The organism is Streptomyces sp. NPDC050806, assembly GCF_055586425.1.
Map to the genome: position 1 here is coordinate 198205 of NZ_JBVJIF010000010.1, position 26932 is coordinate 225136.

At 72.6% G+C, this 26932-nt stretch carries 26 protein-coding genes; 16 read left to right on the forward strand and 10 right to left on the reverse strand.

The genetic code is table 11. The features are described from left to right. Window positions 1–138 precede the first annotated feature (138 nt). From ACZ6WH_RS30295 to ACZ6WH_RS30305, 3 genes are all read left to right on the forward strand, one after another. On the forward strand, window positions 139–1524 hold the full coding sequence (locus tag ACZ6WH_RS30295) for an amino acid permease (RefSeq protein WP_469732238.1): 1386 nt from the start codon (window positions 139–141) through the stop codon (window positions 1522–1524). A 125-nt stretch (window positions 1525–1649) separates the two neighbouring features. Next, entirely contained in the window at window positions 1650–2123 is a 474-nt protein-coding gene (gene aroQ, locus ACZ6WH_RS30300; RefSeq protein WP_432860175.1) for a type II 3-dehydroquinate dehydratase, read from the forward strand. A 135-nt stretch (window positions 2124–2258) separates the two neighbouring features. Beyond that, a complete protein-coding gene (locus tag ACZ6WH_RS30305; RefSeq protein WP_469732240.1) occupies window positions 2259–2570 on the forward strand; it encodes a 4a-hydroxytetrahydrobiopterin dehydratase in 312 nt (103 codons plus the stop codon). On the opposite strand, the gene ACZ6WH_RS30310 is transcribed toward ACZ6WH_RS30305, so the two are convergent. Then, window positions 2503–3501 carry a YihY/virulence factor BrkB family protein gene (locus tag ACZ6WH_RS30310; protein WP_432860179.1) on the reverse strand — a complete coding sequence of 333 codons (999 nt, stop codon included), beginning with the start codon at window positions 3499–3501 and terminating at the stop codon, window positions 2503–2505. The genes ACZ6WH_RS30305 and ACZ6WH_RS30310 overlap by 68 nt on opposite strands. Before the next feature lie 245 nt (window positions 3502–3746). Here ACZ6WH_RS30310 and ACZ6WH_RS30315 point away from each other — a divergent pair, with 245 nt between their 5' ends. From ACZ6WH_RS30315 to ACZ6WH_RS30330, 4 genes are all read left to right on the forward strand, one after another. Then, the gene (locus tag ACZ6WH_RS30315; protein ID WP_432860181.1) at window positions 3747–4292 is read left to right on the forward strand and encodes an RNA polymerase sigma factor; all 546 of its coding nucleotides are present in this window, start codon (window positions 3747–3749) and stop codon (window positions 4290–4292) included. Beyond that, window positions 4283–4876: an Asp23/Gls24 family envelope stress response protein gene (locus ACZ6WH_RS30320; protein ID WP_469732243.1), complete on the forward strand. Its 594-nt coding sequence runs from the start codon at window positions 4283–4285 to the stop codon at window positions 4874–4876. Before ACZ6WH_RS30315 ends, ACZ6WH_RS30320 begins: the two co-directional genes overlap by 10 nt. Further along, the gene (locus tag ACZ6WH_RS30325; RefSeq protein WP_361567251.1) at window positions 4873–5265 is read left to right on the forward strand and encodes an Asp23/Gls24 family envelope stress response protein; all 393 of its coding nucleotides are present in this window, start codon (window positions 4873–4875) and stop codon (window positions 5263–5265) included. The genes ACZ6WH_RS30320 and ACZ6WH_RS30325 overlap by 4 nt, the downstream gene beginning before the upstream one ends. An 88-nt stretch (window positions 5266–5353) precedes the next feature. Next, on the forward strand, window positions 5354–6280 hold the full coding sequence (locus tag ACZ6WH_RS30330) for a class I SAM-dependent methyltransferase (RefSeq protein WP_469732245.1): 927 nt from the start codon (window positions 5354–5356) through the stop codon (window positions 6278–6280). A gap of 23 nt (window positions 6281–6303) precedes the next feature. Here the strand turns inward: ACZ6WH_RS30330 and ACZ6WH_RS30335 are convergent, their stop codons facing one another. Then, entirely contained in the window at window positions 6304–6501 is a 198-nt protein-coding gene (locus tag ACZ6WH_RS30335) for a hypothetical protein (RefSeq protein ID WP_469732247.1), read from the reverse strand. Between the two features lie 170 nt (window positions 6502–6671). Here ACZ6WH_RS30335 and ACZ6WH_RS30340 point away from each other — a divergent pair, with 170 nt between their 5' ends. Continuing rightward, entirely contained in the window at window positions 6672–6887 is a 216-nt protein-coding gene (locus tag ACZ6WH_RS30340) for a hypothetical protein (protein ID WP_432860191.1), read from the forward strand. Between the two features lie 83 nt (window positions 6888–6970). Here ACZ6WH_RS30340 and ACZ6WH_RS30345 read toward each other — a convergent pair whose 3' ends face one another. The 3 genes from ACZ6WH_RS30345 to ACZ6WH_RS30355 form a co-directional block, all read right to left on the reverse strand. Continuing rightward, complete coding sequence (locus tag ACZ6WH_RS30345) at window positions 6971–7168, reverse strand: hypothetical protein (RefSeq protein ID WP_469732250.1); 198 nt, start codon at window positions 7166–7168, stop codon at window positions 6971–6973. Window positions 7169–7350: 182 nt separating this feature from the next. Further along, window positions 7351–8184 (reverse strand): aldo/keto reductase, encoded by an 834-nt coding sequence (locus tag ACZ6WH_RS30350; RefSeq protein ID WP_469732252.1) that lies wholly within the window; start codon window positions 8182–8184, stop codon window positions 7351–7353. A gap of 115 nt (window positions 8185–8299) precedes the next feature. Continuing rightward, on the reverse strand, window positions 8300–10123 hold the full coding sequence (locus ACZ6WH_RS30355) for an AMP-dependent synthetase/ligase (RefSeq protein ID WP_469732254.1): 1824 nt from the start codon (window positions 10121–10123) through the stop codon (window positions 8300–8302). 665 nt (window positions 10124–10788) lie between these two features. On the opposite strand from ACZ6WH_RS30355, the gene ACZ6WH_RS30360 reads away from it, so the two are divergent. Next, window positions 10789–12699, forward strand: coding sequence for a discoidin domain-containing protein (locus tag ACZ6WH_RS30360; RefSeq protein ID WP_469732256.1), 1911 nt, complete (start codon window positions 10789–10791; stop codon window positions 12697–12699). A 171-nt stretch (window positions 12700–12870) separates the two neighbouring features. On the opposite strand, the gene ACZ6WH_RS30365 is transcribed toward ACZ6WH_RS30360, so the two are convergent. Beyond that, a complete protein-coding gene (locus ACZ6WH_RS30365) occupies window positions 12871–13074 on the reverse strand; it encodes a CsbD family protein (RefSeq protein WP_469732258.1) in 204 nt (67 codons plus the stop codon). A 222-nt stretch (window positions 13075–13296) separates the two neighbouring features. On the opposite strand from ACZ6WH_RS30365, the gene ACZ6WH_RS30370 reads away from it, so the two are divergent. The 4 genes from ACZ6WH_RS30370 (at window position 13297) to ACZ6WH_RS30385 (ending at window position 19511) form a co-directional block, all read left to right on the forward strand. After that, entirely contained in the window at window positions 13297–15000 is a 1704-nt protein-coding gene (locus tag ACZ6WH_RS30370) for an amidohydrolase (protein ID WP_469732260.1), read from the forward strand. Continuing rightward, window positions 14997–15239 (forward strand): DUF3311 domain-containing protein, encoded by a 243-nt coding sequence (locus tag ACZ6WH_RS30375; protein WP_469732262.1) that lies wholly within the window; start codon window positions 14997–14999, stop codon window positions 15237–15239. Before ACZ6WH_RS30370 ends, ACZ6WH_RS30375 begins: the two co-directional genes overlap by 4 nt. Next, the gene (locus tag ACZ6WH_RS30380) at window positions 15236–16672 is read left to right on the forward strand and encodes a sodium:solute symporter family protein (RefSeq protein WP_469732264.1); all 1437 of its coding nucleotides are present in this window, start codon (window positions 15236–15238) and stop codon (window positions 16670–16672) included. Before ACZ6WH_RS30375 ends, ACZ6WH_RS30380 begins: the two co-directional genes overlap by 4 nt. Before the next feature lie 73 nt (window positions 16673–16745). Next, window positions 16746–19511 carry a SpoIIE family protein phosphatase gene (locus tag ACZ6WH_RS30385; protein ID WP_469732266.1) on the forward strand — a complete coding sequence of 922 codons (2766 nt, stop codon included), beginning with the start codon at window positions 16746–16748 and terminating at the stop codon, window positions 19509–19511. A gap of 70 nt (window positions 19512–19581) precedes the next feature. On the opposite strand, the gene ACZ6WH_RS30390 is transcribed toward ACZ6WH_RS30385, so the two are convergent. Beyond that, on the reverse strand, window positions 19582–20442 hold the full coding sequence (locus ACZ6WH_RS30390) for a LysR substrate-binding domain-containing protein (RefSeq protein WP_469732268.1): 861 nt from the start codon (window positions 20440–20442) through the stop codon (window positions 19582–19584). Window positions 20443–20606: 164 nt separating this feature from the next. Between ACZ6WH_RS30390 and ACZ6WH_RS30395 the strand changes: the two genes are divergently transcribed. After that, window positions 20607–21710, forward strand: a complete 1104-nt coding sequence (locus ACZ6WH_RS30395) for a bile acid:sodium symporter family protein (RefSeq protein ID WP_469732270.1) — start codon at window positions 20607–20609, stop codon at window positions 21708–21710. Between the two features lie 9 nt (window positions 21711–21719). Continuing rightward, window positions 21720–22289, forward strand: coding sequence for a putative glycolipid-binding domain-containing protein (locus tag ACZ6WH_RS30400; RefSeq protein ID WP_432860219.1), 570 nt, complete (start codon window positions 21720–21722; stop codon window positions 22287–22289). A 25-nt stretch (window positions 22290–22314) separates the two neighbouring features. Here ACZ6WH_RS30400 and ACZ6WH_RS30405 read toward each other — a convergent pair whose 3' ends face one another. Together ACZ6WH_RS30405 and ACZ6WH_RS30410 are read right to left on the reverse strand one after the other, a co-directional pair. Continuing rightward, window positions 22315–24243 (reverse strand): exo-alpha-sialidase, encoded by a 1929-nt coding sequence (locus ACZ6WH_RS30405; RefSeq protein WP_469732272.1) that lies wholly within the window; start codon window positions 24241–24243, stop codon window positions 22315–22317. A gap of 224 nt (window positions 24244–24467) precedes the next feature. Beyond that, complete coding sequence (locus ACZ6WH_RS30410) at window positions 24468–25418, reverse strand: quinone oxidoreductase family protein (protein WP_469732274.1); 951 nt, start codon at window positions 25416–25418, stop codon at window positions 24468–24470. A gap of 101 nt (window positions 25419–25519) precedes the next feature. On the opposite strand from ACZ6WH_RS30410, the gene ACZ6WH_RS30415 reads away from it, so the two are divergent. Continuing rightward, the gene (locus ACZ6WH_RS30415; RefSeq protein WP_469732276.1) at window positions 25520–25978 is read left to right on the forward strand and encodes a MarR family winged helix-turn-helix transcriptional regulator; all 459 of its coding nucleotides are present in this window, start codon (window positions 25520–25522) and stop codon (window positions 25976–25978) included. Between the two features lie 38 nt (window positions 25979–26016). Here ACZ6WH_RS30415 and fdhD read toward each other — a convergent pair whose 3' ends face one another. After that, window positions 26017–26856, reverse strand: a complete 840-nt coding sequence (gene fdhD / locus ACZ6WH_RS30420; protein ID WP_469732278.1) for a formate dehydrogenase accessory sulfurtransferase FdhD — start codon at window positions 26854–26856, stop codon at window positions 26017–26019. Window positions 26857–26932 lie beyond the last annotated feature (76 nt).

Here is a 26932-nt window from a genome sequence, read left to right on the forward strand (position 1 = left end):
CTCCGGGGTCCCGGACCATGGTGGGGCGCCCGCGGCCGTCCGGCCGGGCGCGGCGCGCCCGGTGCCCGACACTGGCCCGGTGCGCAGGGCGTCCGGCGATCCTCGGGCGCAGAGCACAAGAGAGAGCCACCACGCGCCATGCACGACCGGCACACCCGCCGCTTCGGTCTGGGGACCGCCACCGCCCTGGTGATGGGCAACATCATCGGGGGCGGCATCTTCCTGCTGCCCGCCTCGGTCGCCCCCTTCGGGACCGTCAGCCTCGTCGCCTTCGGCGTCCTGACCCTGGGCGCCATCGCGCTCGCCCTGGTCTTCGGGCGGCTGGCGCAGCGCCACCCCGACACCGGCGGCCCGTACGTCTACGCCCGTGAGGCGTTCGGCGACTTCGCCGGCTTCCTGTCCGCCTGGTCGTACTGGACCATGGCCTGGGTCAGCAACGCGGCGCTCGCCGTCGCGGCCGTCGGGTACGTCCACGTGCTCTTCCCCGGCCACGCCTCCACGGGCCTGGACCTGGCCGTCGCACTGGCCGCGCTCTGGCTCCCGGCGATCTCCAACTTCGCCGGTACCCGCTACGTCGGCGCGGTCCAGCTGATCGCCACCGTCCTGAAGTTCATCCCCCTCCTCTTCATCGCGGTCGCGGGGCTGTTCTTCTTCGACGCGGACAACCTCGGCTCGTTCAACGCGGGCGGCGGCAGCGCGCTGGGCGGGCTGTCCGCGGCGGCCGCGTTCCTCCTCTACAGCTACCTCGGCCTGGAGTCCGCCGCGATGAGCGCGGGCGAGGTGCGCAACCCCCAGCGGAACGTCGGCCGGGCCACCGTCCTCGGTGTCGTCGGCGCCGCGGTCGTCTACCTCCTCGGCACGGTCTCCGTCTTCGGCACCGTCCCGCACGACAAGCTGGTCGACTCCAAGGCGCCGTTCTCCGACGCCATCAACGTGATGTTCGGCGGCCACTGGGGCGGCATGCTGGTCGCCGCCGCCGCGGTGATCTCCATCGTCGGCGCGCTGAACGGCTGGACGCTGATGAGCGCCCAGTCCCCGTACGCCGCGGCGCGGGACGGCCTCTTCCCGGCCGCCTTCCAGAAGAAGCGGCGCGGCGTGCCGACCTTCGGCGTGCTCGCCTCGGCGATCCTGGCCAGCGCGCTGACCGTCATCAACTACGTCTCCGGCGCCGGCGGCGTCTTCGAGATCCTCGTCCTGATCACCACCTTCTCGGCCACGGTCCCCTACCTCCTCGCCGCCGCCGCGCAGATCTACTACCTGCTCACCGGGCGCCGCGACGAGGTGCGCCCCGGCCGCTTCGCCCGCGACCTGATCCTCGCGCTGGTCGCCTTCGGCTTCACCTTCTGGCTGGTGGCCGGCGCCGGGTACGCGGCGATCTACCAGGGCGTGCTGTTCCTCTTCGCCGGCATCCTGGTCTACGCGTGGATGCGGGCGCGGCGCACCGTACGCGAGCGGGAGGCCGCCGAGGCGGGGCTCCCGGCGGACGCGGCCGACGCCCCGAAGCACGAGGAACCGACGGCCTGACGCCCGGCGGGCGGGCCCGGACGATCACCCTTCGGTCACCCGCCCGGCGGCCGCGGGGTCCGTGATAGATCTCCGGTGGAAGCCGCACACCGCCAGGTGGCAGCCGTACACCGAAGGAGAGCCCGATGCCCGCCCGTTCCCTCGCCACCGCGCCGATCCTCGTCCTCAACGGCCCGAACCTGAACCTCCTCGGACAGCGGCAGCCGGAGATCTACGGCTCCGACACCCTCGCCGACGTCGAGGCGCTGTGCGCCAGGACCGCGAAGGCGCACGGCGGCACCGTCGACTGCCGGCAGTCCAACCACGAGGGCCAGATCGTCGACTGGATCCACGAGGCCCGCACGGCGCACGCCGGCATCGTGATCAACCCGGCCGCCTACTCCCACACCTCGGTCGCGATCCTCGACGCCCTCAACACCTGCGACGGCATGCCCGTCATCGAGGTGCACATCTCCAACATCCACCACCGCGAGGAGTTCCGGCACCACTCCTACGTCTCGCACCGCGCCGACGGCGTCATCGCGGGCTGCGGCGTCCAGGGCTACGCCTTCGCGGTCGAGCGGGTGGCCGCGCTGGTCGCCGCGCGCCAGGAGGACTGACCACCGGGGAGCGGGCCAGCGGGCCACCCGTACCCCGCCGGAGCCGCACATTGGCGCGAATGCGGGTTCGCCGTGCAAGGGTGGGGGAAAAGCTGGAACGCACGTACGCACGCGACGGCTGAGAGGCGGCACGGCATGAACAGTCAGGTGGATCCGCTCACCGACAAGGAGATCGAGGACCGGCTGGCGGAGCTGCCGGGCTGGTCGGTGGCCGACGACCGGCTCACCCGCACGTACCGCTTCGACAGCCACCTCCCGGCTGCCGCGATGGTCGTGCACGTGGCCCAGCTCCAGGAGGAACTGGGCCACCACTCCGAGCAGGCCCTCGGCTACAACACCCTGGCCATCGCGGTGAACACGCACAGCGCCGGCGGCCGGATCACCGAGCGGGACTTCGACCTCGCACAGCGGATCGAAGCCGTCGCAGCGGGCCACGGGGCGCGTTGATCCTGCCCCGCGCGAGCTGCGGCGCCGCCCGCGTCAGCTCGGCGTTGAACTGCGCGCCGGTCAGCAGGGAGAGGTGGGAGAACCACAGCCAGATGAGGAACACCACCGGTCCCGCCAGCGAGCCGTACAGCCGGCTGAACGTGCCGGCGTACGACGCGTAGAGCGCGAAGCCCGCCGAGGAGACCAGCCAGAGCAGTACCGCGAGGACGCCGCCGGGCACCCCGCGCCGCACCCCGCGCGAGGCCGGCGGCCCCGACCGGAAGAGGACCAGCACCAGCACGGTCGCCAGGCACAGCAGGAACGGCCACTTGACCACGTTCCAGGTCGCCTCGGCGGCCCGGCCCAGGCCCACGGCCCGCCCCAGCGCACGCGCCAGCGGCCCGCTGGCCAGCAGCGCCACCGCACTGCCGATCAGCGAGGCCAGCAGCACCAGCGCGGTGCCGAGGATGCGCGGCGCCTTCCGCCACGGCGGCCGGTCGTCCTTGACCCGGTGCATGGCGTGCAGCGCCCGCCGGAACACCGCGAGATAGCTGCACGAGGACCACACGGCGCTCACCGTCGCACCGCCCACCAGCAGCCAGGCGGCGGTCCGCTGGTGGGCCATCGAGACCAGCGCGCGGTGCAGCGTGTCGCCGGACTGGGCCGGGGCGAGCGAGCTGATGTGCGCGATCAGCTGCCCGGTCGCGGGCGGATCGGCCAGGCCGATCAGCGACACCGTGATGATCATGGCCGGCAGCAGTGCCAGCACCGAGTAGTACGTCAGGCTCGCGGCCCAGTCCGTCAGGTCGTCGTTCCACACGGAGACCGGCGTACGGCGCAGGGCGGTGCGCCACTGGCGCCAGGTCGGCAGCGAGCGCCCCGTCACCGTGCCCGGCCCGGTCCGCTCCGGCGTCTGCTGCCCGGGCACCCGGCGCTCATCGCCGACCTCCATCGCGCTGGTCTTCCTCTCCGTACGGACCGATCTGTTCCGGCCAGGCCCCCATCCTGCCCGGTCCTGGCGGTTCTCCGTACCGCGCGGGGGCCGCGATGGCGGGCGAAGGATCGGATAATGGGCGTAATCGGAGCGCTTTGTGCGTGCCGTACCGCGACATCGGCGGCCAGGCGTGCCCCAATGGGCCCCGGGGCAGTGATGCCTGGCACGGATGTTCCGAGGTACGGACGGAGAGGAGCGGACGGGTGCCCGAACCCGGCGATGGCCTCCTGGCCGCACGGGCCGCGGAGGGGGACGAGGGGGCGTTCGAGGTGCTCGTACGGCGGCACGGCCCGTCGCTGCTGCGCCTGGCGACCCGGCTCCTGGGCAGCAGGACCGACGCCGAGGACGCCGTGCAGGACGCGTTCGTCAACGCCTGGCGCCGGATGCCGGGATTCCGCGGCGACGCCTCGTTCTCGACGTGGATGTACCGCATCGTCACCAACCGCTGCCTGAACATTCTGCGGGCCCGCCGCCCCACCCAGGACCTCGGCTCGGTCCCCGAGCCGCCCGCGCCAGAACACGCCTCGTCGCCGGTCCGCGCCGCCGAGTCGCACGCGGCCGTGCAGGCGCTGGGCGATGCCATGCGGGGGCTCACCCCCGAACAGCGCGCCTGCTGGGTCCTGCGCGAACTCCAGGGGCTGCCCTACGACGAGATCGCCGAGATCGTCGGCAGCACGCACCAGGCGGTACGCGGCCGGGTTTTCCGGGCACGCCGCCATCTGACGGAGGCGATGAGCTCATGGCGGTAGGCGAGGCGTACGAAGAGGACCCGGCGCTGCCCTGCGGCCGCACGCTCTCGGAGGTCTGGGAGACGGCCGAGGAGTCGCCGGACGACCCGCACACGGCCGGGTGCCCGCACTGTCAGGAGGCCCTGGCGCAGCTCGGCGTGCTGGACGACTACGTACGGGAGGCCCGGACCGGCGCCGCCGACGAGGCCGCCGAAGCGGCGGACGCGGCGGCCGCCGAGCGGCTCACGGCCCGGGTGATGGACCTGGTCAGAACCGAGCTGCGGCCCGGCCGCACCCTGCCGCTGGGCGAGCCGGCGGACGACGCCTGGATCACCGAGGCGGCGGCCGCGAAGGCGTTCCGCGCGGCGGCCGAGACGCTGCCCGCGGTCCACGCCGGGAGCTGCCGGGTGACCCTCACGGCGCCCGAGGGCCCGATGACGGTGAGCATGGAGATCGCGGCGGGCCTGCGGTGGGAGCTGCCGGACCTGGCGGAACAGGTGCGCCGGCGGGTGCGCGCGGCGGCGGACGAGGCGGTCGGCCTGACCGTTTCCGTGGTCGACGTCGCGGTCGTCGACCTCATCGACGAGTCGGAGGAGCCGGCATGAGCGGTGCACAGCAGGCGGAGGGCCGGGGGAGGACCGACCGGGAACTGCGCGCACTCCTCCAGCGGACCGCGGCCGAGGCCGTGCGCAACACCCCCGGGGTGGCCTACCTCCGCCCCGGCCTGGGCGACCTGGTGCGGGGCGCGGTACCGCTGCTCGCCGCCGCCGACGAGCAGCGCGTCGCGGGCGTCCGCGCCGAGCCGGACGATTCGGGCCGGTGGCGCCTGCGCATCCACCTCGCCGTACGCCGCGGCCACCGGGCGCTGGACGTCACCCGCGCGGTGCGCGCCGAGGTGACGGCAGCGGTGCACCGCGCGTGCGCGCCGGACGGCCCCGAAGGCCACGGCATCGCGGGGCTCACGGTGACGGTGACGGTCACGGACCTGGCCTGAGCGGCGCGTCCCCTCCGGCTTCGCCGGTGCCCGCCACCGCGCCGCCGAGGTGGTTGCCCTCCGGCGCGCCGTGCCGGAGGCTCGGCCCATGACCGACACCCCGCACCACCACTCCCACGGCCACGCGCACGGCCACGGCCACGACGACACGCACGTGGACTGGGACGAGCACGCCCCGGTACTGGAGCGCCAGGCCGAGATCGCCACGCCGATGTACGAACAGGCCGCCGACTGGCTGCGCACGCTCCTGGGCGGTACGGAGGAACACGCGTCCGGGACGGTGCCGGTCCGCCGCCTCTGGGACGTCGGCTCGGGGCCCGGCGTCCTCACCTGCCTGCTGGCACGCGCCTTCCCCGAGGCCGAGGTGGTGGCGATCGATCCCGCGCCGGCGCTGCTGGCCCGGGTCCGCGACCGCGCCGCGCGGCTCGGGCTGGCCGACCGGGTGCGCACCCATGAGGCCGAGCTGCCCGGCGGCCTCGAAGGGCTCGGCACGGCCGACCTCATCTGGACGAGCAAGGTGCTGCACCACGTCGGCGACCAGGCGGCCGCGGTCGCGCTGCTGGCCGGGCGGCTGCGGCCGGGCGGTGTGCTCGCGGTGGCCGAGGGCGGGCTGCCGGACCGGATGCTGCCGCGGGACATCGGTATCGGGCGGCCCGGACTGCAGGCGCGGATGGACGCGGCACAGGAGGAGTGGTTCGCGCGGATGCGCGCCGACCTGCCGGGGCACCGCGAGACGGCGGAGGACTGGCCCGCGATGCTGGCCGCCGCCGGGCTGCACGACACCGGCAGCCGCACCTTCCTCCTCGACCTGCCGGCCCCGCTCACGGGCGACGCGCGTGACCACGTGGCGGACCGGCTGGCCGGTGCCGCCGAAAGGTACGCCGAGCTGCTGGACGCGTCCGACCGAGCGGTACTGGCACGCCTCACCGACCCCGGCGACGAGGCCGCCATCGCCCACCGCCCCGACGCGTTCCTGCTCTCGGCGCAAACGGTGCACGCGGGCCGAGCACAGTAACCGGCAGCGCCCCTGACGCATCGTCAGCCCGCGGTCCCTTCCCCGGTGTCTCCCGGGTCCGCCGGGGAGGGCTCGGGCGACGCCGGGAACCAACCGAACTCCGGCTCGGGTTGCTGCGACGGCGTGTCCGCCCCGCCGTTCAGCCACAGCGCCAGCCCGCCCCCTCCGGCGACCAGCACGCCCCAGGCAATGACCAGCCACTTCTTCCCCCGCCGCGACATCCGCTCCCCCTCGTTCCGCCGGTGCCCGTAGATCGTATGACAGTTCAGGCGAAGGGCGGCGCCGCGGGGCCCTCCGTCGCCGCTGTTCGAGTGGACCGCGCGGTGCGCCAGTTTTCCCGGATCGCCACCCGGTCAAGGAAGTGACGATCCGACTGAAGGAGAAAACGCTCATGCGCGTGCGTACAGCGGTCACCGCGACCGTGCTCTCGGCTCTCGTCGTCCTGGGTGCCGCGGGCGCCGCCGCGGCGGCACCTCCGCCCGAGACGGCCGGCGCCTCCGGCTCGCCGTCCGGTTCGTCCTCCGACTCCGCCGAGGACGACAAGGGCTCGCTCATCGACATCGGCGAGCTGCTCGTCCTGAGCCGGAACGGAGTCAACAACGCCTGACCCGGGCAGCACGACGGCGCCGCCGCCCACAGACCGTGGGCGGCGGCGCCGTCGTATGAGCCGTCCGGGCCTCGCTCAGGCGGTCACGAGCAGATCGCGGCGGACGGCGTGGAGTACAGCGCCTCGTCGCAGGGCGGAATCCCGCCCTCGGCCGACAGCTTGGCGACATCGGTGATGACGAACTTCTCGGGGGCCTCGGAGTCGGCTGCGGCAACGCCGGCGCCCCCCAGCAGAGAAGCGGCAGCCAGCGCGGCAACGGCGAAGGCGGTACGGATGCGCATGGTTCCTCCTGGTAGCAAAGAGTGAGGGTGTGCTACCGGCATGACCGTGCTGCGCGTCATCTACTCGCGAATAAGGGCAATTCCACCCGAAGGGTGCATTTAAAGCATCGGCCTCGACCATGACGACGGCGCCGCCGCCCAGGCGTGGTGGGCGGCGGCGCCGTGTGTGTTGAGCCGATGGCTCAGGCCACGTCCATGGTGGCGGGGTCCGGGCCGAGGCGCTTGTCGGCGTTGAGGCCGGCGAGGGTCTGCATGTCGGCGGCGTCCAGTTCGAAGCCGAAGACGTCGAAGTTCTCCTTGATCCGGGACGGGGTCGCGGACTTGGGGATGACGACGTTGCCGAGTTGGAGGTGCCAGCGGAGCACGACCTGGGCCGGGGTCTTGCCGTGCTTCTCGGCGAGCTTGCCGAGCGTGGCGTTCTCCAGGAGGCCCTTGCCCTGGCCCAGCGGCGACCAGGCCTCGGTGGCGATGTCGTGCTCGGCGTGGAAGGCGCGGCTCTCGGCCTGCTGGAGCTCGGGGTGGAGCTCGATCTGGTTGACCGCGGGGACGACCGAGGTCTCGTTCAGCAGCCGCTGGAGGTGCGGGGGCTGGAAGTTGGAGACACCGATGGCCTTGGCGCGGCCGTCCGCCTGGATCTTCTCGAACGCCTTGTAGGTGTCGACGTAGGTGTCACGGGCCGGCAGCGGCCAGTGGATGAGGTACAGGTCGACGTAGTCCAGGCCCAGCTTGGCCAGGGAGGCGTCGAAGGCGCGGAGGGTGGAGTCGTAGCCCTGTTCCGAATTCCACAGCTTCGTCGTGACGAAGAGCTCGTCGCGGGCGATGCCGGACGCGGCGAGGGCCTTCCCCGTGCCCTCCTCGTTGCCGTAGATCGCGGCGGTGTCGATGCTGCGGTACCCGGCCTCCAAGGCGTGGCCGACAGCGGTGAACGCCTCGTCGTCCGGGATCTGCCAGACGCCGAAGCCGAGCTGCGGCATGGTGACGCCGTTGTTGAGGGTGATGTGGGGGACCTTGCTCACGAGCGAATCGATCCTTTGGTCGGCGTACAGGTTCTACAAGATCCAACCACTGAGCGGAACAATGCATTCCCATACGTGGCCATAGATTTTGGCGCCGCCCGTACACACCCCGCCGTCACCCGTACAGCGCCGCCACCTCGGCCTCGTACGCCGTCTCGATGGCCTTCCGCTTCAGCTTCAGCGACGGCGTCAGCAGCCCGTGCTCCTCGCTGAACTGGCTGGCCAGGATGCGGAACGTACGGATCGACTCGGCCTGCGAGACGAGCGTGTTCGCGGCGACCACCGCGCGCCGGATCTCGGTCTCCAGATCCGGGTCGCGCACCAGGTCGGTCGGCGGCATGGCCGGCTTGCCGCGCATCTGCAGCCAGTGCGTCACCGCCTCCGCGTCCAGCGTGACCAGCGCGGCGACGTACGGCCGGTCGTTGCCGACCACGATGCACTGGGCGACCAGCGGGTGCGCCCGCACCCGCTCCTCCAGCGGCACCGGCGAGATCGTCTTGCCGCCGGAGGTCACCAGGACCTCCTTCTTGCGGCCGATGATCGTGAGGTAGCCGTCCTCGTCGAGCTGTCCCAGGTCGCCGGTGGCCAGCCAGCCGTCGTGCAGCGTGGCGTCGGTGGCCTTGGGGTTGTTGAGGTAGCCCTGGAAGACCTGGCCGCCGCGGACCCAGATCTCGTTGTCGTCCGCGATGTGCACCGTCGTACCCGGTACGGGCAGCCCGACAGTGCCGAACCGGGTCTGCTCGGGCGGGTTGGCGGTGGCGGCCGCGGTGGTCTCCGTCAGGCCGTAGCCCTCGTAGATCGTGACGCCCGCGCCCTCCCAGAAGAGGCCGAGCCGGCGCTCCATCGCCGAGCCGCCCGACATCGCGTGCCGCACCCGGCCGCCCATGGCCTCCCGCACCTTGCTGTAGACGAGCTTGTCGAACAGCTGGTGCTGCATGCGCAGGCCGGGGCCGGGCCCGGAGCCGGTACCGAAGGCCTTGTGCTCGATGGCCTCGGCGTACCGCCGCGCCACGTCCACGGCCTTGTCGAAGGGGCCGACCTTGCCGTCGGACTCGGCCTTCCGGCGGGCCGCCGCGAACACCTTCTCGAAGATGTAGGGCACGGCGAGGATGAAGGTCGGCTTGAAGGACTGGAGGTCGGGGAGGAGCGCGGTGGCCGAGAGGTTCGGCTGGTGCGCGAGCTTGACCCGGCCGCGGATGGCGGCGACCTGCACCATGCGCCCGAAGACGTGCGCCAGCGGCAGGAACAGCAGGGTGGAAGCCTCGTCACCCGGCTTGGAGTGGAAGACCCGCTCGTACCGCTCGACGACGTTGTCGGCCTCGGCCATGAAGTTGGCGTGGCTGATCACGCAGCCCTTGGGGCGGCCGGTGGTGCCGGAGGTGTAGATGATCGTCGCGGGCGCGTCCGGGGTGACCGCCATGCGGTGCCGGTGGACCACGTCGTCCTCGATGTGCCGGCCGGCCTCGGTCAGCTCGGTGACCGGATCCGCGTCCAGCTGCCACAGCAGGCGCAGGTGCGGCAGCCGGTCGATGACCGACCCGATGGTCATGGCGTGGTCCTCGTGCTCGACCAGGCAGGAGGAGACGGCCGAGTCGTGCAGCATCCAGAAGACCTGCTCGGCCGAGGAGGTCGGGTACAGCGGGACCGGCTGCGCGCCGATCGACCACAGGGCGAAGTCGAACAGCGTCCATTCGTACCGTGTCCGCGACATGATCCCGACGCGGTCGCCGAACCGTACGCCCTGTGCCAGCAGGCCCTTCGCGAGCGCCATGACCTCGTCACGGAACTGCGCGGCGCTGACGTCCTGCCAGCGTCCCGCATCGTCCTTACGGCAGAGCGCGACCCGCTCGGGGCCGGACTCGGCGTTTTCGAAAATGGCGTCCGCCAGACCACCGACACGGGGCGCCGTCGCCAGTGGGGGGACGGAGTACTCGCGCAATGACCCGCTCCTCATGGTGCTCCTAGCAGCGCCGAGACCGTACCCCACGGAAACCGCCTCACGGCAGTGGCTGCCAAACGTCCGAACCGTTGCCATAGGCCCAGGTCATCCGGCGAAAACGGGCTACTTCGGAGAACCCCGGACATGAACCCGTCAGTAACATGTGGATCGATCACGCCACAGGGACTTTTTCTGCACCAAATCTTTCCGTTTCCCGATGTCCGGACCCAACCGTTCCGGGAACGCACACCTGCCCGCCGCGGCCGGTCTCACGCTTCCCGCGTCGCCGCCGAACAGAACAAGCCATGTTGCGGGGCGTGCGCTTCGCCCGGTTCGCCCCTGCCCGGGGGGAATCGGGTGGGGTGGCGGAGCGTCGGGGCCGCTCGCGAACGCGAACCCTGTGGCCGTTCGGGAAGTGAACGGTGAGGGGGTGGATGTGGTTCCTGGTGCTTCACATTGTTCACCACCAGGGCCTGCGTCTTCCGACGGGCGGAAGCGGTGCCGGTGCCGGATTCAGAAGGTGTCGAAAGTGATCGGTGTCACAGTCGTGCCTTTGACGGTCCATGGACCCCCTTCTACGTTGCGCTGAGAGCGCTCTCTCCGGGTCTTTCCGACCGGCGCCCCTCCTCATCACCGGTGCCCCTCCTCACCATCGAAGGAGAGCCATGCGTCCCCGCACGAGAGTTCCGCGCACCAGACCCGTCCGGCCCCGCACCCTCCTGCTCACCGCCCTCACCGCCCTCGCCGCGCTGGCGACGGTGACCGTCCCCGAGGCGACCGGCGCCACGCCGCCCGCCGCCGCGCCCGCCGCCTGGGACACCGATCTCGCGGCCGCCGCGTACGCCGCCGACCCCGGCGCCGTCACCGCCTCCGGCAGCGAGAACGACGGCACCCGGCCCGGCGGCGCCGTCGACGGCAGCGGGACCACCCGCTGGTCCAGCAACGCCGCCGACGACGCCTGGATCCGTATCGACCTGGGCAGCACCCTGCGCATCGACCGCGTCACCCTCGACTGGGAAGCCGCCTACGGCAAGAAGTACGTCCTGGAAGTGTCCGCGAACGGCACCGACTGGCGGCCCTTCTACACGGAGGACGCCGGCACCGGCGGTTCGGTGACCGCGAGCACCTATCCGCAGGAGGTCACCGGCCGCTACGTCCGGATGCGCGGCGTCCAGCGCGCCACTTCCTACGGCTACTCCCTCTACGCCTTCAAGGTCTACGGCGGCGCCCCGGCGCCCGCCTCCACCACCCGCGCCAACCTCGCCCTGCACCACCCGGCCTACAGCAACGTCTACCAGCACGCCGGGAACACCCCCGCCTACGTCACCGACGGCGGCCGGCCCGCCGACCTCAAGGCGGATCGCTCGCGCTGGTCGAGCGACTGGAACGCGGACCGCTGGGTCTCCGTCGACCTCGGCGCCCGTTCCACCATCGACACCGTCGACCTCTACTGGGAGGCCGCCTACGCCGTCGACTACGAACTCCAGGTCTCCGACGACAACAGGACCTGGCGGACCGTGTACCGCCCGTCCGCCGCCGAGGCCGCAGCGCGTCGTGCCGATGTGAAGTCGCCCGCCGAGGCCACCGGGCGGCACGACACCGTCAAGCTCCCCTCGCCCGCCACCGGGCGCTACGTCCGCATGCTCGGCAAGGAGCGCCGGTCCTTCTACAACCCGGCGCCCGCCACGGCTCAGTTCGGCTACTCCCTCTACGAGTTCCAGGTCTGGGGCACGGGCGGCAGCGCCGACGCCGCCTATCCGGCGCTGCCGGGGGACCAGGGCGGGACGTACCGCACCACGTTCTTCGACGACTTCACCGGCGCGGGCCTGGACCGCTCGAAGTGGCGGGTGGTGCGCACCGGCACCGAGATGGGGTCCGTCAACGGCGAGTCCCAGGCGTACGTCGACTCCGCCGACAACATCCGGACGGCGAACGGCAATCTGGTCCTGACGGCCAAGTACTGCAAGGGCTGCACCAAGGCCGGCGGCGGTACGTACGACTTCACGTCGGGGCGCATCGACACCAACACCAAGTTCGACTTCACCTACGGCAAGGTCAGCGCCCGCATGAAGCTGCCGGTCGGCGACGGCTTCTGGCCCGCTTTCTGGATGCTGGGCAGCAACGTCGACGACCCGTCCGTGTCCTGGCCGGCCTCCGGTGAGACCGACATCATGGAGAACATCGGCTACGGCGACTGGACCAGCAGCGCCCTGCACGGCCCCGGCTACTCCGCCGACGGCAACATCGGTGCCCAGCAGCACTACCCGGACGGCGGCCGCGCCGACCAGTGGCACACCTACGCGGTGGAGTGGACCCCGAAGGGCATGAAGTTCTCCGTCGACGACCGGGTGGTGCAGGAGACCACCCGCAACAAGCTGGAGTCCACCCGCGGCCAGTGGGTCTTCGACCACGACCAGTACGTCATCCTGAACCTCGCACTCGGCGGCGCCTACCCGGCCGGCTGGAACAAGGTCACCCAGCCGTACTGGGGCCTGCCGCAGTCCAGCGTCGACCGGATAGCGCAGGGCGGCGTCCAGGCCGAGATCGACTGGGTGCGCGTCGAGCAGAAGGGCTAGCCGGCCGGAAGGGCGGTGCGGCCCCGGCCGATCGGCCAGGGTCCACGAGCGGCAACTGCGGATTCCGGACGGCCGGACCCCGCTGAGCGGCCCGGCGCGCCGGCGGCCCGTTCCCGCATCCTTGTGCGGGAACGGGCCGCGGTGTGAGCCCGTGCGGTCGGACTTCGACGGTCAGGACGCGTCGGTCCGGTCGCGGTCCGTCAGGGAGTCCTTGATCCCCTTGCCCTGTTCCTTGGCCTCGTCCACGGCGTCCTTGGCCTTGCCCTTGGTCTGGTCGGCGCGGCCCTCGCCCTTCATCCGGCTGTCGCCGGTGGCCTTGCCGGCCATCTCCTTGGCCTTGCCCTTGAGCTTGTCCATCGCGCCCTTGTCGGCCATGCCGGAACTCCTTCGTCTCGTTCGGCGGGACGGCAACCACGCTGCCCCACCCCTTGCCGGCCCGCACCCCGGGAAGGGCCGGGCCGGTGCGGTCACCCGGGCCGCTGGACTCCTTCCGACGCCCCTCATCTGGCCCTGTCACCAGGGGCGCGGAGCGGGCAGCATGTCGGGAATCCCGTCCCGACAGGCAGGCCCCGTCCTGCGTCAGGTGGTGACCGCCCGATGTCCGAGGTACCCCGTACCGCCGATTCATGCACGGCAGCCGACCTCGTCCTGCTGAACGGCACGGTCCGCACGATGGACCGGGCCGGCACGACCCGTACCGCGCTCGCCGCCCGCGCCGGACGTGTGCTCACCGTGGCCGACGACGCGTCGGTGCACGGGCTGATCGGGCCGCGCACCCGCGTGCTCGACCTCCAGGGCCGGTGTGCGGTGCCCGGCTTCATCGAGACCCACAACCACCCCACGTTCTTCGGCCTCACGCTGGCCGCCGAGGTCGACGCGGGCAGCCCGCCCAATGCCACGATCACCGACATCGCTGCCCGGGTGGAGCAGGCCGCCGCCGACGCCGAGCCGGGCACCTGGGTGCGCGGCTACCGCTACGACGACACCCTGCTCGCCGACGACCGGCACCCCACCCGCGCCGACCTCGACCCGGTCTCCCGCGACCGGCCGGTCTGCCTCCAGCACATCTCCGGCCACTTCTGCGTACTGAACTCCGCCGGACTGCGGCTGCTCGGCATCGACCGGCACACTCCCGACCCGGTGGGCGGCGCGATCCACCGGGACGCGTCGGGCGAGCCGGACGGGGTGCTCGCGGAGACCGCGGCGTTCGCCGCCTACGCCGCGATGCCCAAGCCGGCGGCCGCCGACCTCGCCGAGGCGATCGGGCTGGCCGGCGACGCCTACCTGGCCGCCGGCGTCACCACCGTCCACGACACCGGTCTCGGCCTGGTCGGCGGGCCCGCCGAGCTGGACGCGTACCGGCTGGCGCGCCGCACCGGACGGCTGCGCAACCGCATCCAGGCGTACCTCGTGCAGGACCTCTTCCCCGGCCTGTCGCGCGGCGAGCTCAGCCCCGTCGAGGCGGGGGTGGCCGGGCTCGGCGACGAACTCTTCCGGATCGCCGGCGTGAAGATGTGGGCCGACGGCTCGCTCCAGGGGCTGACCGGCTGCGTCTCGGAGGGGTACGCGTGCGCGCCGGACAAGAACGGACTGCTGATCTTCCCGCAGGACGACCTCGCCCGGCGGGTGGCCACCCTCCACGAGGCGGGCTGGCAGGTCGCGATCCACGGCAACGGCGACGCCGCGATCCAGGCGGTCCTGGACGCGTACGGCAAGCTCGGCCTCGGCCCGGAGGAGGGCGACCGGCGGCACCGCATCGAACACTGCCAGATGGTCAGCGAGGAGCAGCTGGACCGGATGGCCGGGGCCGGCGTCCTCGCCTCCTTCTTCATCAAGCACGTCTACTACTGGGGCGACCGGCACCGGGACCGGTTCCTCGGCCCCGAGCGGGCGCGCCGCATCGACCCGCTCGCGTCGGCACGCAAGCACGGCGTCACCTTCGGGCTGCACTCGGACACCCCGGTGGTCCCCGTGCCGCCGCTGGAGGGCATCTGGTGCGCGGTGCGCCGGACGACCCGCGACGGCCACGAACTGGGGCCGGAGCAGCGGGTGGACGTGGACACCGCGCTGCGCGGCTACACCAGCCAGGCCGCCCACCTGGCCTTCGAGGAGGACACGAAGGGGAGCCTGGAGCCGGGCAAGCTCGCCGACATCGCGGTGCTCTCCGCCGACCCGGGGACCGTCGCGCCGGACACGCTCCGTGACCTGCGGGTGGACGCCACCGTCATCGGCGGGGAGGTCGTGTGGAGCGGCACGGGGCCGGCTGCCGCGGGGCGGGCCGGGGGAGGGGAGGGCCGGTGAAGGAGAGCCGGAAGAGCCTCGCCATCGGGCTCGGGCTGCCGGTCGTGGCGATCCTCGTCGTCATGCCGCTGCTCGCGGACACCGGTGTGTACGTCCTCGGGATCCCGCTGCTGTGGCTGTGGCTGTTCGCGTGGTTCCCGCTCACCAGCCTGTGCCTGTGGGCGGCCTGGCGGATCGACGAGCCGCGGTACCGGGAGGAACCGGCGGCCGGGCCGGCGGGAGAGGGGGCCGGGAGATGACGGCGGCGGTCTTCTTCGGCTTCATGGCGCTCTCCGTCCTGGTCGCCTTCAGCGCGCGGCGCGGGATGAAGAACATGTCGATCGGCGAGTACCTCGTCGGCGGCCGGTCCTTCCCGCCCTGGCTGCTGTACTTCCTCGCGGTCGGCGAGATCTACAGCATCGGCACCATGATCGGCTTCCCCGCGGGCATCTACGCGGAAGGCGCGAGCTACGGCGTCTGGTTCCTCGGCTACATCCTGCTGGCGTATCCGCTGGGGTACTACATCGCGCCGCTGATCTGGCGGGCCGGGGTGCGGTACGACGCGATGACCGTGCCCGACGTCTTCGGGCGGCACTTCCGCAGCCGGAGCCTGGAGCTGGTCACCGCGGGCGCGCTGCTGGTGGCGCTGGTGCCCTGGGGGCAGTACCAGTTCATCGGCATGCAGGTGGTGCTCGGCGCGCTCGGGCTGCCGATCAGCCCGGTGCAGTCGGTGGTGCTGGCGGGCGTGATCGCCTTCCTCTACCTCGCCGTCTCCGGTGTCCGCTCGCCCGCCTTCGTCGCGATCCTGAAGGACGTGCTGATGGTGCTGGGGATCATCGTCGCGGGGGTGGTGGCGGTGACGGCGGGCGGCGGTCCGGCGGAGGTCTTCGGTCCCGGTTCGGTGCCGCGCGCGCAGGTGACGATGAGCGGCTCGCCGATGGTGTTCGCGCTGACCACCATCGTCTTCCAGAGCGTCACCTTCTACCTGGGCTTCTCCGCGGCGTACATCTTCACCGCCAAGTCCGAGCGGGCCATCAAGTCCTCGACCGTATGGATGCCGGTCTACATGCTGATGTATCCGTTCCTGGTCGCCACCGCCTACTTCGCCTTCGCCGACCGGCCGGACGTCAAGGACCCCAACACCGTCTTCATGGCGGTCGTTCAGGACCGGCTCCCGGACTGGCTGGTGGGCGTGGTCGCCGCGGGTGCCGGCCTGTCCGGCGTACTGGTCCTCGCCGTCACCGCGCTCACCATCGGCGGCATCGTCTCCCGCAACCTCGCGCCGAACATCCGCCCCGAGGCGCAGCGCCGCACCACCACGGCGGTGGTCGCCGTCTTCCTGGTCGCCGCCGCCGTCCTCACGCTCACCGCCTCGACGCTGATGCTGACGGTGCTCAACCTGACGTACTACCTGCTGGGACAGCTCGTACCGGGCTGGCTGGCGCTGATGTTCTGCCGCCGGGTGCAGCCGTGGGCGGTCTCGGCGGGGATGCTCGGCGGGATCGCGGCGTCCATCGTGCTGTACGTGACCGACCCCGGGCTCGGCGGCATCAACGCCGGGCTGGTCGCGGTGACCTTCAATTGCGTACTGATGTTCGGGCTGAGCCGGCTCCGTCCGGGTCCCGCCACCGAGCCCCTGTCGGCCGCTCCCCGCGTGACGGCCGGTCAGGACGCGCACGCCCCTCTCCGGTAGCCCCGCGCCCGCACCGGTGAGCCGGACGCGCGGCTCTGCGGCGGGAGGGAGGCAGTAGTGTTAAAAATTGGGTATGGCGGGACTTCGTCGGATTCGGCAGCAGTCATGGGCGTGGCCGCGCTCCCTGCTGAATCCGCGCAGCCTCGCCGGGCAGGTCTTCATCCTCCAGGCCGTGATCGTGGTGCTCCTGGTGGTCGCCGCGGTGACTGCCCTGGCCCTCCAGGCCAAGCGGGACAGCAAGCAGTCGGCCGAGCGGCGGTCGCTGTCCGTCGCCGAGACCTTCGCCTCCTCGCCCGCCGTGGCCCGCGCGATGGACAGCCCCGACCCCACGGCGGTGCTCCAGCCGCAGGCCGAAGCGGTGCGCAAGCGGGCCAAGCTGGACTACCTCGTCGTCTTCGACCTGGACGGCATCCGTATCACCCACCCCGACCGCAAGCTGATCGGCAAGCACGTGGTCGGAGCCTTCGGCGAGGCCATCGGCGCCGCCCGCCAGGGCCGCCCGTACACCGAGGTCATCGACGACGGCCCGCTCGGGCCCGCCGTGGACACCACGGCCCCCATCAACCGCCCCGACGGCTCCCTCGTCGGCGGGGTCTCGGCCGGCATCACCCTGGAGCGCGCGGAGAACACCGTGGACCGCCAGATGCCGGTCCTGCTCGGCGCCGCCGGACTCGGCCTGGTGCTCGCCGCCGGCAGCACGGGCCTGGTGACGCGGCGGCTCCGGCGCCAGACGCACGGCCTGGGCCAGGCCGAGATGACCCGGATGTACGAACACCACGACGCGGTCCTGCACGCCGTACGGGAAGGCGTGGTGATCCTCGGCCCGGACGGCCTGATCCAGCTGGTCAACGACGAGGCACAGCGCCTGCTGGACCTGCCCGACCTCGCCGAGGGCCGGGCCGTCGACGAGGTCGGGCTGCCGGACCGGCTGGAGGAGCTGATGCGGTCCGGGCGGTCGGCCACCGACGAGGTGCACCACGTGGGCAACCGCCTGCTGGCCGTCAACGTACGGTCCACCGAACGTGCCGGCGGACCGCGCGGCAGCGTCGCCACCCTGCGCGACACCACCGAACTCGCCGCGCTGACCGGCCGCGCCGAGGTCGCCAGGGAGCGGCTGAAGCTGCTGTACGAGTCGGGCGTGCGGATCGGTACGACGCTGGACGTGGTGCGTACGGCGGAGGAGCTGGCGGAGGTGGCGGTGCCGCGGTTCGCCGACATCGTCACGGTCGACCTGCTGGAGGCGGTGACGGCGGGCGACGAGCCCTCGGTGCACGCCGGCTGGCGGATGCGGCGGACGGCGGCCAGGGGCGGACCGGGCGAGCCCGGCATCTACCCCGTCGGCGAGCTGATCCACTTTGTGTCGACCACCCCTCAGGTACGGGCACTGGAAGAGGGCCGGGCGGCGCTCGTGGCGGACCTGACCCGGACGGTCGCGTGGTCCGACCAGGACCGGGCCCGGGGCGCCGCGTTGCTGGAGGCCGGCGTGCGCTCGCTGGTGACGGTGCCGCTGCGGGCCCGCGGCGTGGTGCTGGGCATGGTCAATTTCTGGCGGACGGAGGACTCCCCGGCGTTCGAGGGGGAGGACCTGTCCTTCGCCGAGGAGGTCAGCGCACGCGCCGCCGTCTGCATCGACAACGCCCGCCGCTACGCCCGCGAGCACGCCATGGCCGTGACCCTCCAGCGCAGCCTGCTGCCCCGCGGCCTCCCGGAACAGGACGCGCTGGACGTGGCCTGGCGGTACCTGCCGGCCCAGGCCGGGGTGGGCGGCGACTGGTTCGACGTCATCCCGCTGCCGGGCGCGCGGGTGGCGCTGGTGGTCGGGGACGTGGTGGGGCACGGGCTGCACGCCGCGGCGACGATGGGCCGGCTGCGGACCGCGGTGCACAACTTCTCCTCGCTGGATCTGCCGGTGGACGAACTGCTGGGCCATCTGGACGAGCTGGTCACCCGGATCGACAGCGAGGAGGAGGCCGGCCAGGAGCTGCGCGGCTGGGAGGGCGTCACCGGAGCGACCTGCCTGTACGCGATCTACGACTCGGTCAGCGGGCTGTGCACCATGGCCAGGGCGGGCCACCCGGGCCCCGCGCTGGTGGCCCCCGACGGCACGGTCAGCCATCCGGACGTACCGCCCTCCCTGCCCCTCGGCCTGGGCGGCCACCCCTTCGAGACCACCGAGTTCCCGCTGCCCGAGGGCACGGACCTGGTGCTGTTCACCGACGGGCTGATCGAGGACCGCGGCCGGGACATCGACACCGGCCTCGACATGCTGGGCACGGCGCTGGCGGGCGCCGCGAGCCGCGGCCCGGACGAGATGTGCCGGGCGGCCGTCGAGGCCATGGTGCCCGATCGCCCGTCCGACGACATCGCGCTGCTGATCGCCCGCACCCGCCTGCTCGATCCCTCCCGGGTGGCGGACTGGGAGGTGGCGCGGGACCCGGCGGAGGTGGGCCGGCTGCGCGCGGAGTGCGGCGCGAAGCTGCACGAATGGGGGCTGGCCGACATCGGGTTCAGCACCGAGCTGATCCTCAGCGAGCTGATCACCAACGCGATCCGGTACGGCGCGGCGCCGGTTCGCCTCCGGCTGCTCCACGACCGCAGCCTGATCTGCGAGGTGGCGGACGGCAGCAGCACCGCGCCGCACCTGCGCCGGGCGACGAGCATGGACGAGGGCGGCCGCGGACTCTTCCTGGTGGCGCACCTGGCGCAGCGCTGGGGCACCCGGTACGTCCCCGGCGGCAAGGTCATCTGGACGGAGCAGCCGCTCAACGGCGCGAGCGTGGCACCGGTCGAGACCCCGGCCGATGTCCTCCTGGACCAGTTCGACGACAGCGGCTTCTGATCGTCCTGCACCCCTGCACCCCTGCCCGCCGCCCGGCGCGCAGGGGCGCAGCCGGACACCGCCCGCGCGCTCAGAGGTGCAGCCGGTCGCCGCCCGCCAGGATCGCGGCGGCCAGCGCCTCGGCCGGGCCGCTCGCCGGCCCGTCCGGGCGGCCGTGCACCAGGACGAAGTCGACGCCGCCGAGGTCCGGCAGGCCCGCCCGGGACCCCACACGGACCAGCCCCGGCGGGATCATGCCGAGCGAGTGCGCCATCACCCCGAGACCGGCGCGGGTCGCCGCGATGAGCCCGTTCAGGCTGCCGCTCGTACAGGCGATGCGCCACTCGCGGCCCTGCTCCTCCAGCGCCTGGAGCGCGCGGCCCCGGGTCAGCGCCGGCTGCGGGAACAGCACCAGCGGCACCGGCCGCTGCGGATCCAGCCGCAGCCGCTCGCTGCCGATCCACACCAGCTTGTCCCGCCAGATGAGCCGCCCCCGCGGGTCCTCCGGGCGCCGCTTGGCCAGCACCAGGTCCAGCCGCCCGGCCGCCAGCCGCTCGTGCAGCGTCCCCGACAGCTCGACGGTCAGCTCCAGGTCCACCTCCGGATGGTCCCGGCGGAACCCCTCCAGCACCTCCGGCAGCCGGGTCAGCACGAAGTCCTCGGACGCGCCGAACCGCAGCCGGCCGCGCAGCCGCGTCCCGGCGAAGAAGTCGGCGGCCCGCTCGTTGGCCTCCAGGATCGTGCGCGCGAAGCCGAGCATGGCCTCGCCGTCCTCCGTCAGGTCCACCCCGTGGGTGTCCCGCGCGAACAGCCGGCGCCCGGACGCCGCCTCCAGCTTCCGCACGTGCTGGCTGACGGTCGACTGCTGCACCCCGAGGCGCTGCGCGGCCTGCGTGAAGCTCAGGGTCTGCGCCACGGCCAGGAAGGTCCGCAGCTGTACGGGATCGAACACGCCCCGAGCGTACCCCCACCCATCACGTTCCGACATGACAGTGACTACGGTCAGAGGGCTTCCCGATGGCCGTGATCAGGAGCATTCTGGAGAGGGCACCGTCCATGCCCCGGGGCGCGACAGACCGCACGCCCCGGCCCGAGCCGCCGACCGATAGAGAGACCATGCGCCGCCCTCAGCTGAAGATCCCTTCCTGGCTCCCCGTGGACGGATACATCCTCGCGCTCGTCGGCACGGTCGTGCTGGCGGCGTTCCTGCCTGCCAGAGGCGCCGTCGCCACCGGCGCCGAGGGCGCCTCGACCGGCGCCGTCGCCCTGCTCTTCTTCCTGTACGGCGCCCGGCTGTCCACCCGCGAGGCGATGGACGGACTGCGCCACTGGCGCCTGCACCTCACGGTCCTGGCGTTCACCTTCGCCGTCTTCCCGCTGCTCGGCCTCGCGGCCCGCGCCCTCGTGCCGTACCTGCTGACGCCGCAGCTCTACACCGGCTTGCTCTTCCTGTGCCTGGTGCCGTCCACGATCCAGTCCTCGATCGCCTTCACCTCCATCGCGCGCGGCAACGTCGCGGCGGCGATCTGCGCGGGCTCCTTCTCCAGCCTGGTCGGCATCGTGATCACGCCGCTGCTCGCCGCGGTGCTGCTCGGCGGTGACGGCGGCGGATTCTCCGCCGACTCGCTGCTCTCGATCGTCTTCCAGCTGCTGGTGCCGTTCCTCGCCGGGCAGCTGCTGCGCCGCTGGATCTCCGGCTTCCTGACCCGGAACAAGAAGGTTCTCGGCTACGTCGACCGCGGCTCGATCCTGCTCGTCGTCTACACCGCGTTCAGCACCGGCATGGTCCAGGGCATCTGGAGCAAGGTCTCCTTCTGGCGGCTGGCCGAGCTGGTGGCCGTCGAGGCCGTCCTGCTGGCCGTGATGCTGACGCTCACCACGTACGGCTCGCGGAAGCTCGGTTTCCGCCGCGCCGACCGCATCGCGATCACCTTCGCCGGCTCCAAGAAGAGCCTGGCGGCGGGCCTGCCGATGGCGAGCGTGCTCTTCGGCGCACAGGCCAGCCTCGCGGTGCTGCCCCTGATGCTCTTCCACCAGATGCAGCTGATGGTGTGCGCGGTGATCGCGAAGCGGTACGCGCGCCGGGCGGAGGCCGCGGAGGCCGCGGAGACGGCGGAGATACCGGGGACCGCGGAGCAGCCGGCGGCCGCCGGGCCCGGGGAGGAGGACGGCCGGTCCCGCGCCGTGTCGGCCGACGATGCGGTGGGAGCGCGCCGCTAGGGTGCGTGCATGACGGGCCAACACGTCCTCACCTGGGACGTCACCGCAAGCAAGGGCATCGAGACCGCGTGGGTGGACCTCGGCGAGCGGACCCTGTCCGCGCACGGCCGGGCGGTGGGCACCGTACCGGAGGCCTACTGGATCACGTACGAGCTGGAGACCGGCGAGGACTTCGTGACACGGCGGCTGCGGGTACGCGCCGAGAGCGCGGCCGGCAGCCGCGAGCTGGATCTGCGGCGGGACGACGAGGGCCGGTGGACCGCGGGCGGCGAGCCGCTGGCGGGCCTGGAGGAGGCGCTCGACTGCGACCTCGGGCTCTGCCCGCTCACCAACACCATGCCGCTGCTGCGCCACGGACTGCACCGCTCGCCGGGCGCGCACGACTTCGTGATGGCGTGGGTGTCGGTGCCGGAGCTGGCGGTCCAGCCGTCCCCGCAGCGGTACGAACACCTCGCCCGTACGGACGGGGGCGCCCTGGTGCGCTACACCTCGGGCACCTTCCAGCGTGACCTGGAGTGCGACGGGGACGGCCTGATCGTCGGCTATCCGGACCTGGCGCAGCGCACCCAGACCCGCTGACCGGCCGTCCCCTCCGCACCTTTCCTCAGCCCCCGCGCACCCGGTCCAGCGGCAGCCGGAGCACGGCCGGCGCCGCGGCCGGTGTGTTGTGCTCGCGGACCAGCGCCAGTTCACCGTCGCTCAGGGCACGCCCGTAGACGCGTACCTCGTCCAGCGCGCCGGTGAAGTGCGACCGGGCGTCCGGCTTCTGGCCGAGGTGTACGCCGAACGTGTCGTTCCGGCTGACCGACCCGGGCACGTCCGCCGCCGAAGCGGTCTTCGTCCCGTCCACCGTGAGCGTCAGCCGGCCGTCCGACCGGCGCAGCGCCAGATGGTGCCAGCGCCCGTCGTTGGCGGCGCCGGCCGCGGTGACCTGCGCCGACTTCGCGGGCCCGGCGCCGGTCAGCGCCGTGAGGTCCGCCGTCAGCCGGTCCTTGGCGGGGTCGGCGCGCAGCGCCACCTGAGGCGCCTTGCTGCCCACGCCGCCCATCCACAGCAGCGGCTGCTCACCGCTCTTCGCCTCGTACCGGAACCAGAGGCTGCAGGTGAAGTCGCGGTCGCCCAGCGGCAGTGACGAGCGGAACGGCAACCGCACGGCGTCGTCCTCGCCGTCGAACGCCAGCGCCTTCCCGAAGCGCCCGTCGGTGGCCCGGGCGCCGCCCAGGACCGCCGCCGGACGGGCACCGTACCCGCGGTCCGGGGTCGTCGGGTCCGGGCCGCGGCGCGGCCCGAGCCAGTCCTCGGTGAACCGCGCGAAGCGGATCTCGTCCCGCGCGTCCACGGCGCCGCCCTCGTAGAGCAGCCCGACCTCGCCGGGCGCGATGTTCGCGAGGTCCGAATAGCCGGACCAGTCGGTGGTGATCCGCGCGCCCCTGTCCGCACCCTCCCATGTGCGGCCGTCGTCGTAGGAGGAACGGATGGTCATGGTGCGGCGCCGGTCGGGGTCGGCGGGCGCGGCGAACAGCAGCCGCCCCTGACCGCCGGGCGACCGCGACTGCAGCCGCACCATCGAGCCCTGCACCATCGGGGAGTACAGGTCGGGAATGGCCTCGAACGGCCGGGCGAAGGACTTGCCGCCGTCCCGGCTGATGGCCGCCGTGCGGTGGCCCAGGTCCGTGCCGTCCTGCTCCCGCCCGTTGACGTAGACGGTGCCGTCCGAGCGCTCCACGACCGTCATCTCGGAGGGCTTCTGACGGAACGTCCCGTCCTGTGCGGTGCGCCAGGTGTCGAGCGCGCCGGTGCGCCAGTTCCGGCCGCCGTCGTCGCTGTACATGAGGGCGGCGTGGTTGGCCGTTATGCGGCCGCCCCCGTAGCTCTCGGCGTTGACGGTGTAGACGAGCCGCCCGGCGTGCCGGCCGCGGGACAGCTGGATGCCGTGCACGGGACCGGTCGCGTACCAGGAGTTCCACGACGGCGGCCGGAGCGCGGGGGTCATGTCCTTCGGCTTCGACCAGGTGCGTCCGTCGTCGTCGCTGATCTGCATGTGCGGTCTGCGGTCGCAGGGCACGTCGCAGTTGGCCGCGTCGTCGCGGCCCTTGTTGTAGGTCTCGGCGAGGACGACGCGCCCGGTGCGGTGGTCCACGACCGGTGCCGGGTTGCCGTGCGTGTCGCCGCCGCCCTCATTGACGACCTGGAGCGGGCTCCAGGTGCGGCCGCCGTCGGTGGACCGTTTCATCACCAGGTCTATGTCGCCGGCGTCCCCGCAGTTGTTCACCCGGCCCTCGGCGAAGGCGAGGAGCGTGCCGCGCGGGGTCGTCACGATCGCGGGGATACGGAAGCAGGCGTAGCCCTTCTCCTGGGAGGCCTTGAACAGCACCTGCTGGCTGAGACCGCCGGGGGCGGCCTCGGTGGGGGGTTGGGCGGTGGCGGGGATCGGGGGGAGGAAGGCGAGCGTCGCCGTGGCCAGCGTGGCCCACCAGCGGCGTCGCCCGGGTCTCGGGCCGGGACTGTTGTGTGCGCTCGGATCTGACGTCATGGTCCGACCTGCCCTTCGAGAGATCGGCGAGGCATCGGCGTCGGCCGCGCGGCGGGTACCGGGGTGCCCCCGGTACCCGCCGGACGGGTCATCTGGACATCCCACGTATGGACATCCCACGTCCCATGTTCGTGCGGAGGAAGGTACTTGTCCCGCAGGCGCCCCGGCAAGAAGTGTGCGTCACTCGGATTGGCCGGGAGCCGCCGCCCGTCCCCGACGCGGCGTCAGGGGATCAGTACGACCTTGCCGAGGTTGCGGCGCGCCTCGATGACCGCGTGCGCGCGGGCGGCCTCCGCCAGCGGGAACCGCGCGTGCACCGCCGGCCGCAGCCGGCCGCTCCCCGCCAGCGCCCACAGCTCCCCCCCGTGCCGTGCGTACACCTCCGGATGGCCCGCGGCGAAGTGGCGCATCGTCATACCGGTCATGGTCTTCGCGCCGGCCAGCAGTTCGTACGCCGGTACCGTGCCGCCGCCGGAGTTGAAGAACACCAGCTGCCCGCCCGGCGCGCACGCGGCGAGCGCACGCGGCAGTACGTCGCCGCCGACGCCGTCGAGGACGACCTCGGCCGGCTCGCCCCAGGACGCGTCCGCGTACGACACCACCTCGTCGGCGCCCAGCCCGCGCAGGAACTCCGCCTTGGCCGGACCGGCCGATGGGCCCACAGCGGCGATCACGCGCCGCGCGCCCCGCACCCGCGCCAGCTGCACGGCGAGATGGCCGGTCGCGCTGGCCGCGCCCGTCATCAGGACGGCCGCGCCCGCCACGGCCCGCGCGGTGTGCAGCGCGGCCAGCGCCACATGGCCGCCGCGCACCAGTGCCACCGCGTCCACCGCGCTCGCGCCGTCCGGTATACGGCTCGTCAGGGCGACCGGCAGGGTGACCAGTTCGGCGTACGAGCCGGTGAACGGCAGGCCGGTCACCCGGTCGCCCATCGCGTACGCCGTGACGCCGGGCCCCGTACCGACGACCTCCCCGGCGACCTCGCCGCCGAGCACGCCGGGCAGCGGCGGACCGCCGCCGTTGCCGTCGCCGCGCACCGCGCGCACGGACGGCAGCGTCACCCCGATCGCCTCGGTGCGCACCAGCAGTTCGCCGGGGCCCGGCTCGGGCGCCTCGGCCTCCTCGCTCCGCAGCACCTCGGGGCCGCCGTACTCATGGAACCGGACACGCCGCACGCATACCTCCCGCACTCGGCAGAAACGTTGGTAGCTCCAACGGTACTCCCAAAACCCTTGGTTTCCCCAATGTTTTTGCGTTCGCTCGATAGGCTGAAGGCATGGCCGAAACCCCCTACGTACCCACGCGGATCCGCGCCCTTCCCAGCTGGCTCCTCGGCCGCGCCGCCGCCCGCGGCCACCGGCTCGTCGCCGAGGCGCTCGCCCGCGAAGGCATGCGGATGATGCACCACGCCGTACTGTCGGCCGTTGCCGAGCTGGGCCCGGTCTCCCAGGCGGACCTTGGCCGCAGCCTGAGCATCGACCCCAAGGACATGGTGACGATCGTCAACGACCTGGTGGCCGAGGAGCTGGTGACCCGCGCACCCGACCCACGCGACCGCCGCAAGAACGCGATCACCATCTCGCCGTCCGGCACCCGCACGCTCCGCCGTACGCAGAAACTCGGCGACGCGGCCAACGCGGAACTGACCGCGGCACTCACCCCCGCCGAACGCGACCAGCTCATCGACCTGCTCACCCGCATCGCCACCCCGGGCCTGGACAACCACTGTCCTTGAGGCGAAGGAGGGGCGGGAAAGCGGATGCCGACGGTGCGTCAGTCGACGGAATCCAGGGCGATGCGCTCTTCGCCCGCGTAGATGTTCATCGACTTGCCGCGCAGGAAGCCGACCAGGGTGAGGCCGGTCTCGGCGGCCAGGTCGACGGCGAGGGAGGACGGCGCGGAGACCGCGGCGAGGACGGGGATGCCTGCCATGACGGCCTTCTGGGCGAGTTCGAAGGAGGCGCGCCCGGAGACCATCAGTACGGTGTCGGACAGCGGCAGCCGGCCCTGCTGCACCGCACGGCCGATGATCTTGTCGACCGCGTTGTGCCGGCCCACGTCCTCGCGCAGGTCCAGCAGCTCACCGTCGGCCGTGAACAGCCCAGCGGCATGCAGCCCGCCCGTACGGTCGAACACCCGCTGGGCGGCGCGCAGCCGGTCGGGCAGGGCGGAGAGCGTCTCCGGCGTGAGCGTCATGCCGTCGTCGTCCCGCAGCGCGAACCGGGCCGTGGTCCGCACGGCGTCCAGGCTGGCCTTGCCGCACAGCCCGCAGGAGGACGTCGTGTAGACGTTGCGTTCGAGGGTGATGTCCGGGAGCGCGACACCGGGCGCGAGCTGGACGTCCACCACGTTGTAGGTGTTACTTCCGTCCTCCGTGGCGCCCGCGCAGTACACGATGTTGGCCAGCTCGTCCGCACTGCTCAGGACGCCCTCGCTGACCAGGAAGCCGGCCGCGAGCGCGAAGTCGTCGCCGGGGGTGCGCATGGTGATGGCGAGCGGCTTGCCGCCGAGCCGGATCTCCAGCGGCTCCTCGGCGACCAGGGTGTCCGGGCGGGTGCTCACGGCTCCGTCGCGGATGCGGATGACGCGCCGTCGCTCGGTGACCCTGCCCATAACTGATCATCCCGGTTCTGTGCGTGGTGGCGGCCGGCTGACCGGCCCGTCCTCTCATTGTCCTGTACGCGGCACG

Coding starts and splice junctions, on each gene's coding strand:
- ACZ6WH_RS30295 (WP_469732238.1), top strand. CDS start 139: ATGCACGACCGGCACACCCGCCGCTTCGGTCTGGGGACCGCCACCGCC.
- aroQ (WP_432860175.1), top strand. CDS start 1,650: ATGCCCGCCCGTTCCCTCGCCACCGCGCCGATCCTCGTCCTCAACGGC.
- ACZ6WH_RS30305 (WP_469732240.1), top strand. CDS start 2,259: ATGAACAGTCAGGTGGATCCGCTCACCGACAAGGAGATCGAGGACCGG.
- ACZ6WH_RS30310 (WP_432860179.1), bottom strand. CDS start 3,501: ATGGAGGTCGGCGATGAGCGCCGGGTGCCCGGGCAGCAGACGCCGGAG.
- ACZ6WH_RS30320 (WP_469732243.1), top strand. CDS start 4,283: ATGGCGGTAGGCGAGGCGTACGAAGAGGACCCGGCGCTGCCCTGCGGC.
- ACZ6WH_RS30325 (WP_361567251.1), top strand. CDS start 4,873: ATGAGCGGTGCACAGCAGGCGGAGGGCCGGGGGAGGACCGACCGGGAA.
- ACZ6WH_RS30330 (WP_469732245.1), top strand. CDS start 5,354: ATGACCGACACCCCGCACCACCACTCCCACGGCCACGCGCACGGCCAC.
- ACZ6WH_RS30335 (WP_469732247.1), bottom strand. CDS start 6,501: ATGTCGCGGCGGGGGAAGAAGTGGCTGGTCATTGCCTGGGGCGTGCTG.
- ACZ6WH_RS30340 (WP_432860191.1), top strand. CDS start 6,672: ATGCGCGTGCGTACAGCGGTCACCGCGACCGTGCTCTCGGCTCTCGTC.
- ACZ6WH_RS30345 (WP_469732250.1), bottom strand. CDS start 7,168: ATGCGCATCCGTACCGCCTTCGCCGTTGCCGCGCTGGCTGCCGCTTCT.
- ACZ6WH_RS30360 (WP_469732256.1), top strand. CDS start 10,789: ATGCGTCCCCGCACGAGAGTTCCGCGCACCAGACCCGTCCGGCCCCGC.
- ACZ6WH_RS30365 (WP_469732258.1), bottom strand. CDS start 13,074: ATGGCCGACAAGGGCGCGATGGACAAGCTCAAGGGCAAGGCCAAGGAG.
- ACZ6WH_RS30370 (WP_469732260.1), top strand. CDS start 13,297: ATGTCCGAGGTACCCCGTACCGCCGATTCATGCACGGCAGCCGACCTC.
- ACZ6WH_RS30380 (WP_469732264.1), top strand. CDS start 15,236: ATGACGGCGGCGGTCTTCTTCGGCTTCATGGCGCTCTCCGTCCTGGTC.
- ACZ6WH_RS30385 (WP_469732266.1), top strand. CDS start 16,746: ATGGCGGGACTTCGTCGGATTCGGCAGCAGTCATGGGCGTGGCCGCGC.
- ACZ6WH_RS30395 (WP_469732270.1), top strand. CDS start 20,607: ATGCGCCGCCCTCAGCTGAAGATCCCTTCCTGGCTCCCCGTGGACGGA.
- ACZ6WH_RS30400 (WP_432860219.1), top strand. CDS start 21,720: ATGACGGGCCAACACGTCCTCACCTGGGACGTCACCGCAAGCAAGGGC.
- ACZ6WH_RS30405 (WP_469732272.1), bottom strand. CDS start 24,243: ATGACGTCAGATCCGAGCGCACACAACAGTCCCGGCCCGAGACCCGGG.
- ACZ6WH_RS30415 (WP_469732276.1), top strand. CDS start 25,520: ATGGCCGAAACCCCCTACGTACCCACGCGGATCCGCGCCCTTCCCAGC.
- fdhD (WP_469732278.1), bottom strand. CDS start 26,856: ATGGGCAGGGTCACCGAGCGACGGCGCGTCATCCGCATCCGCGACGGA.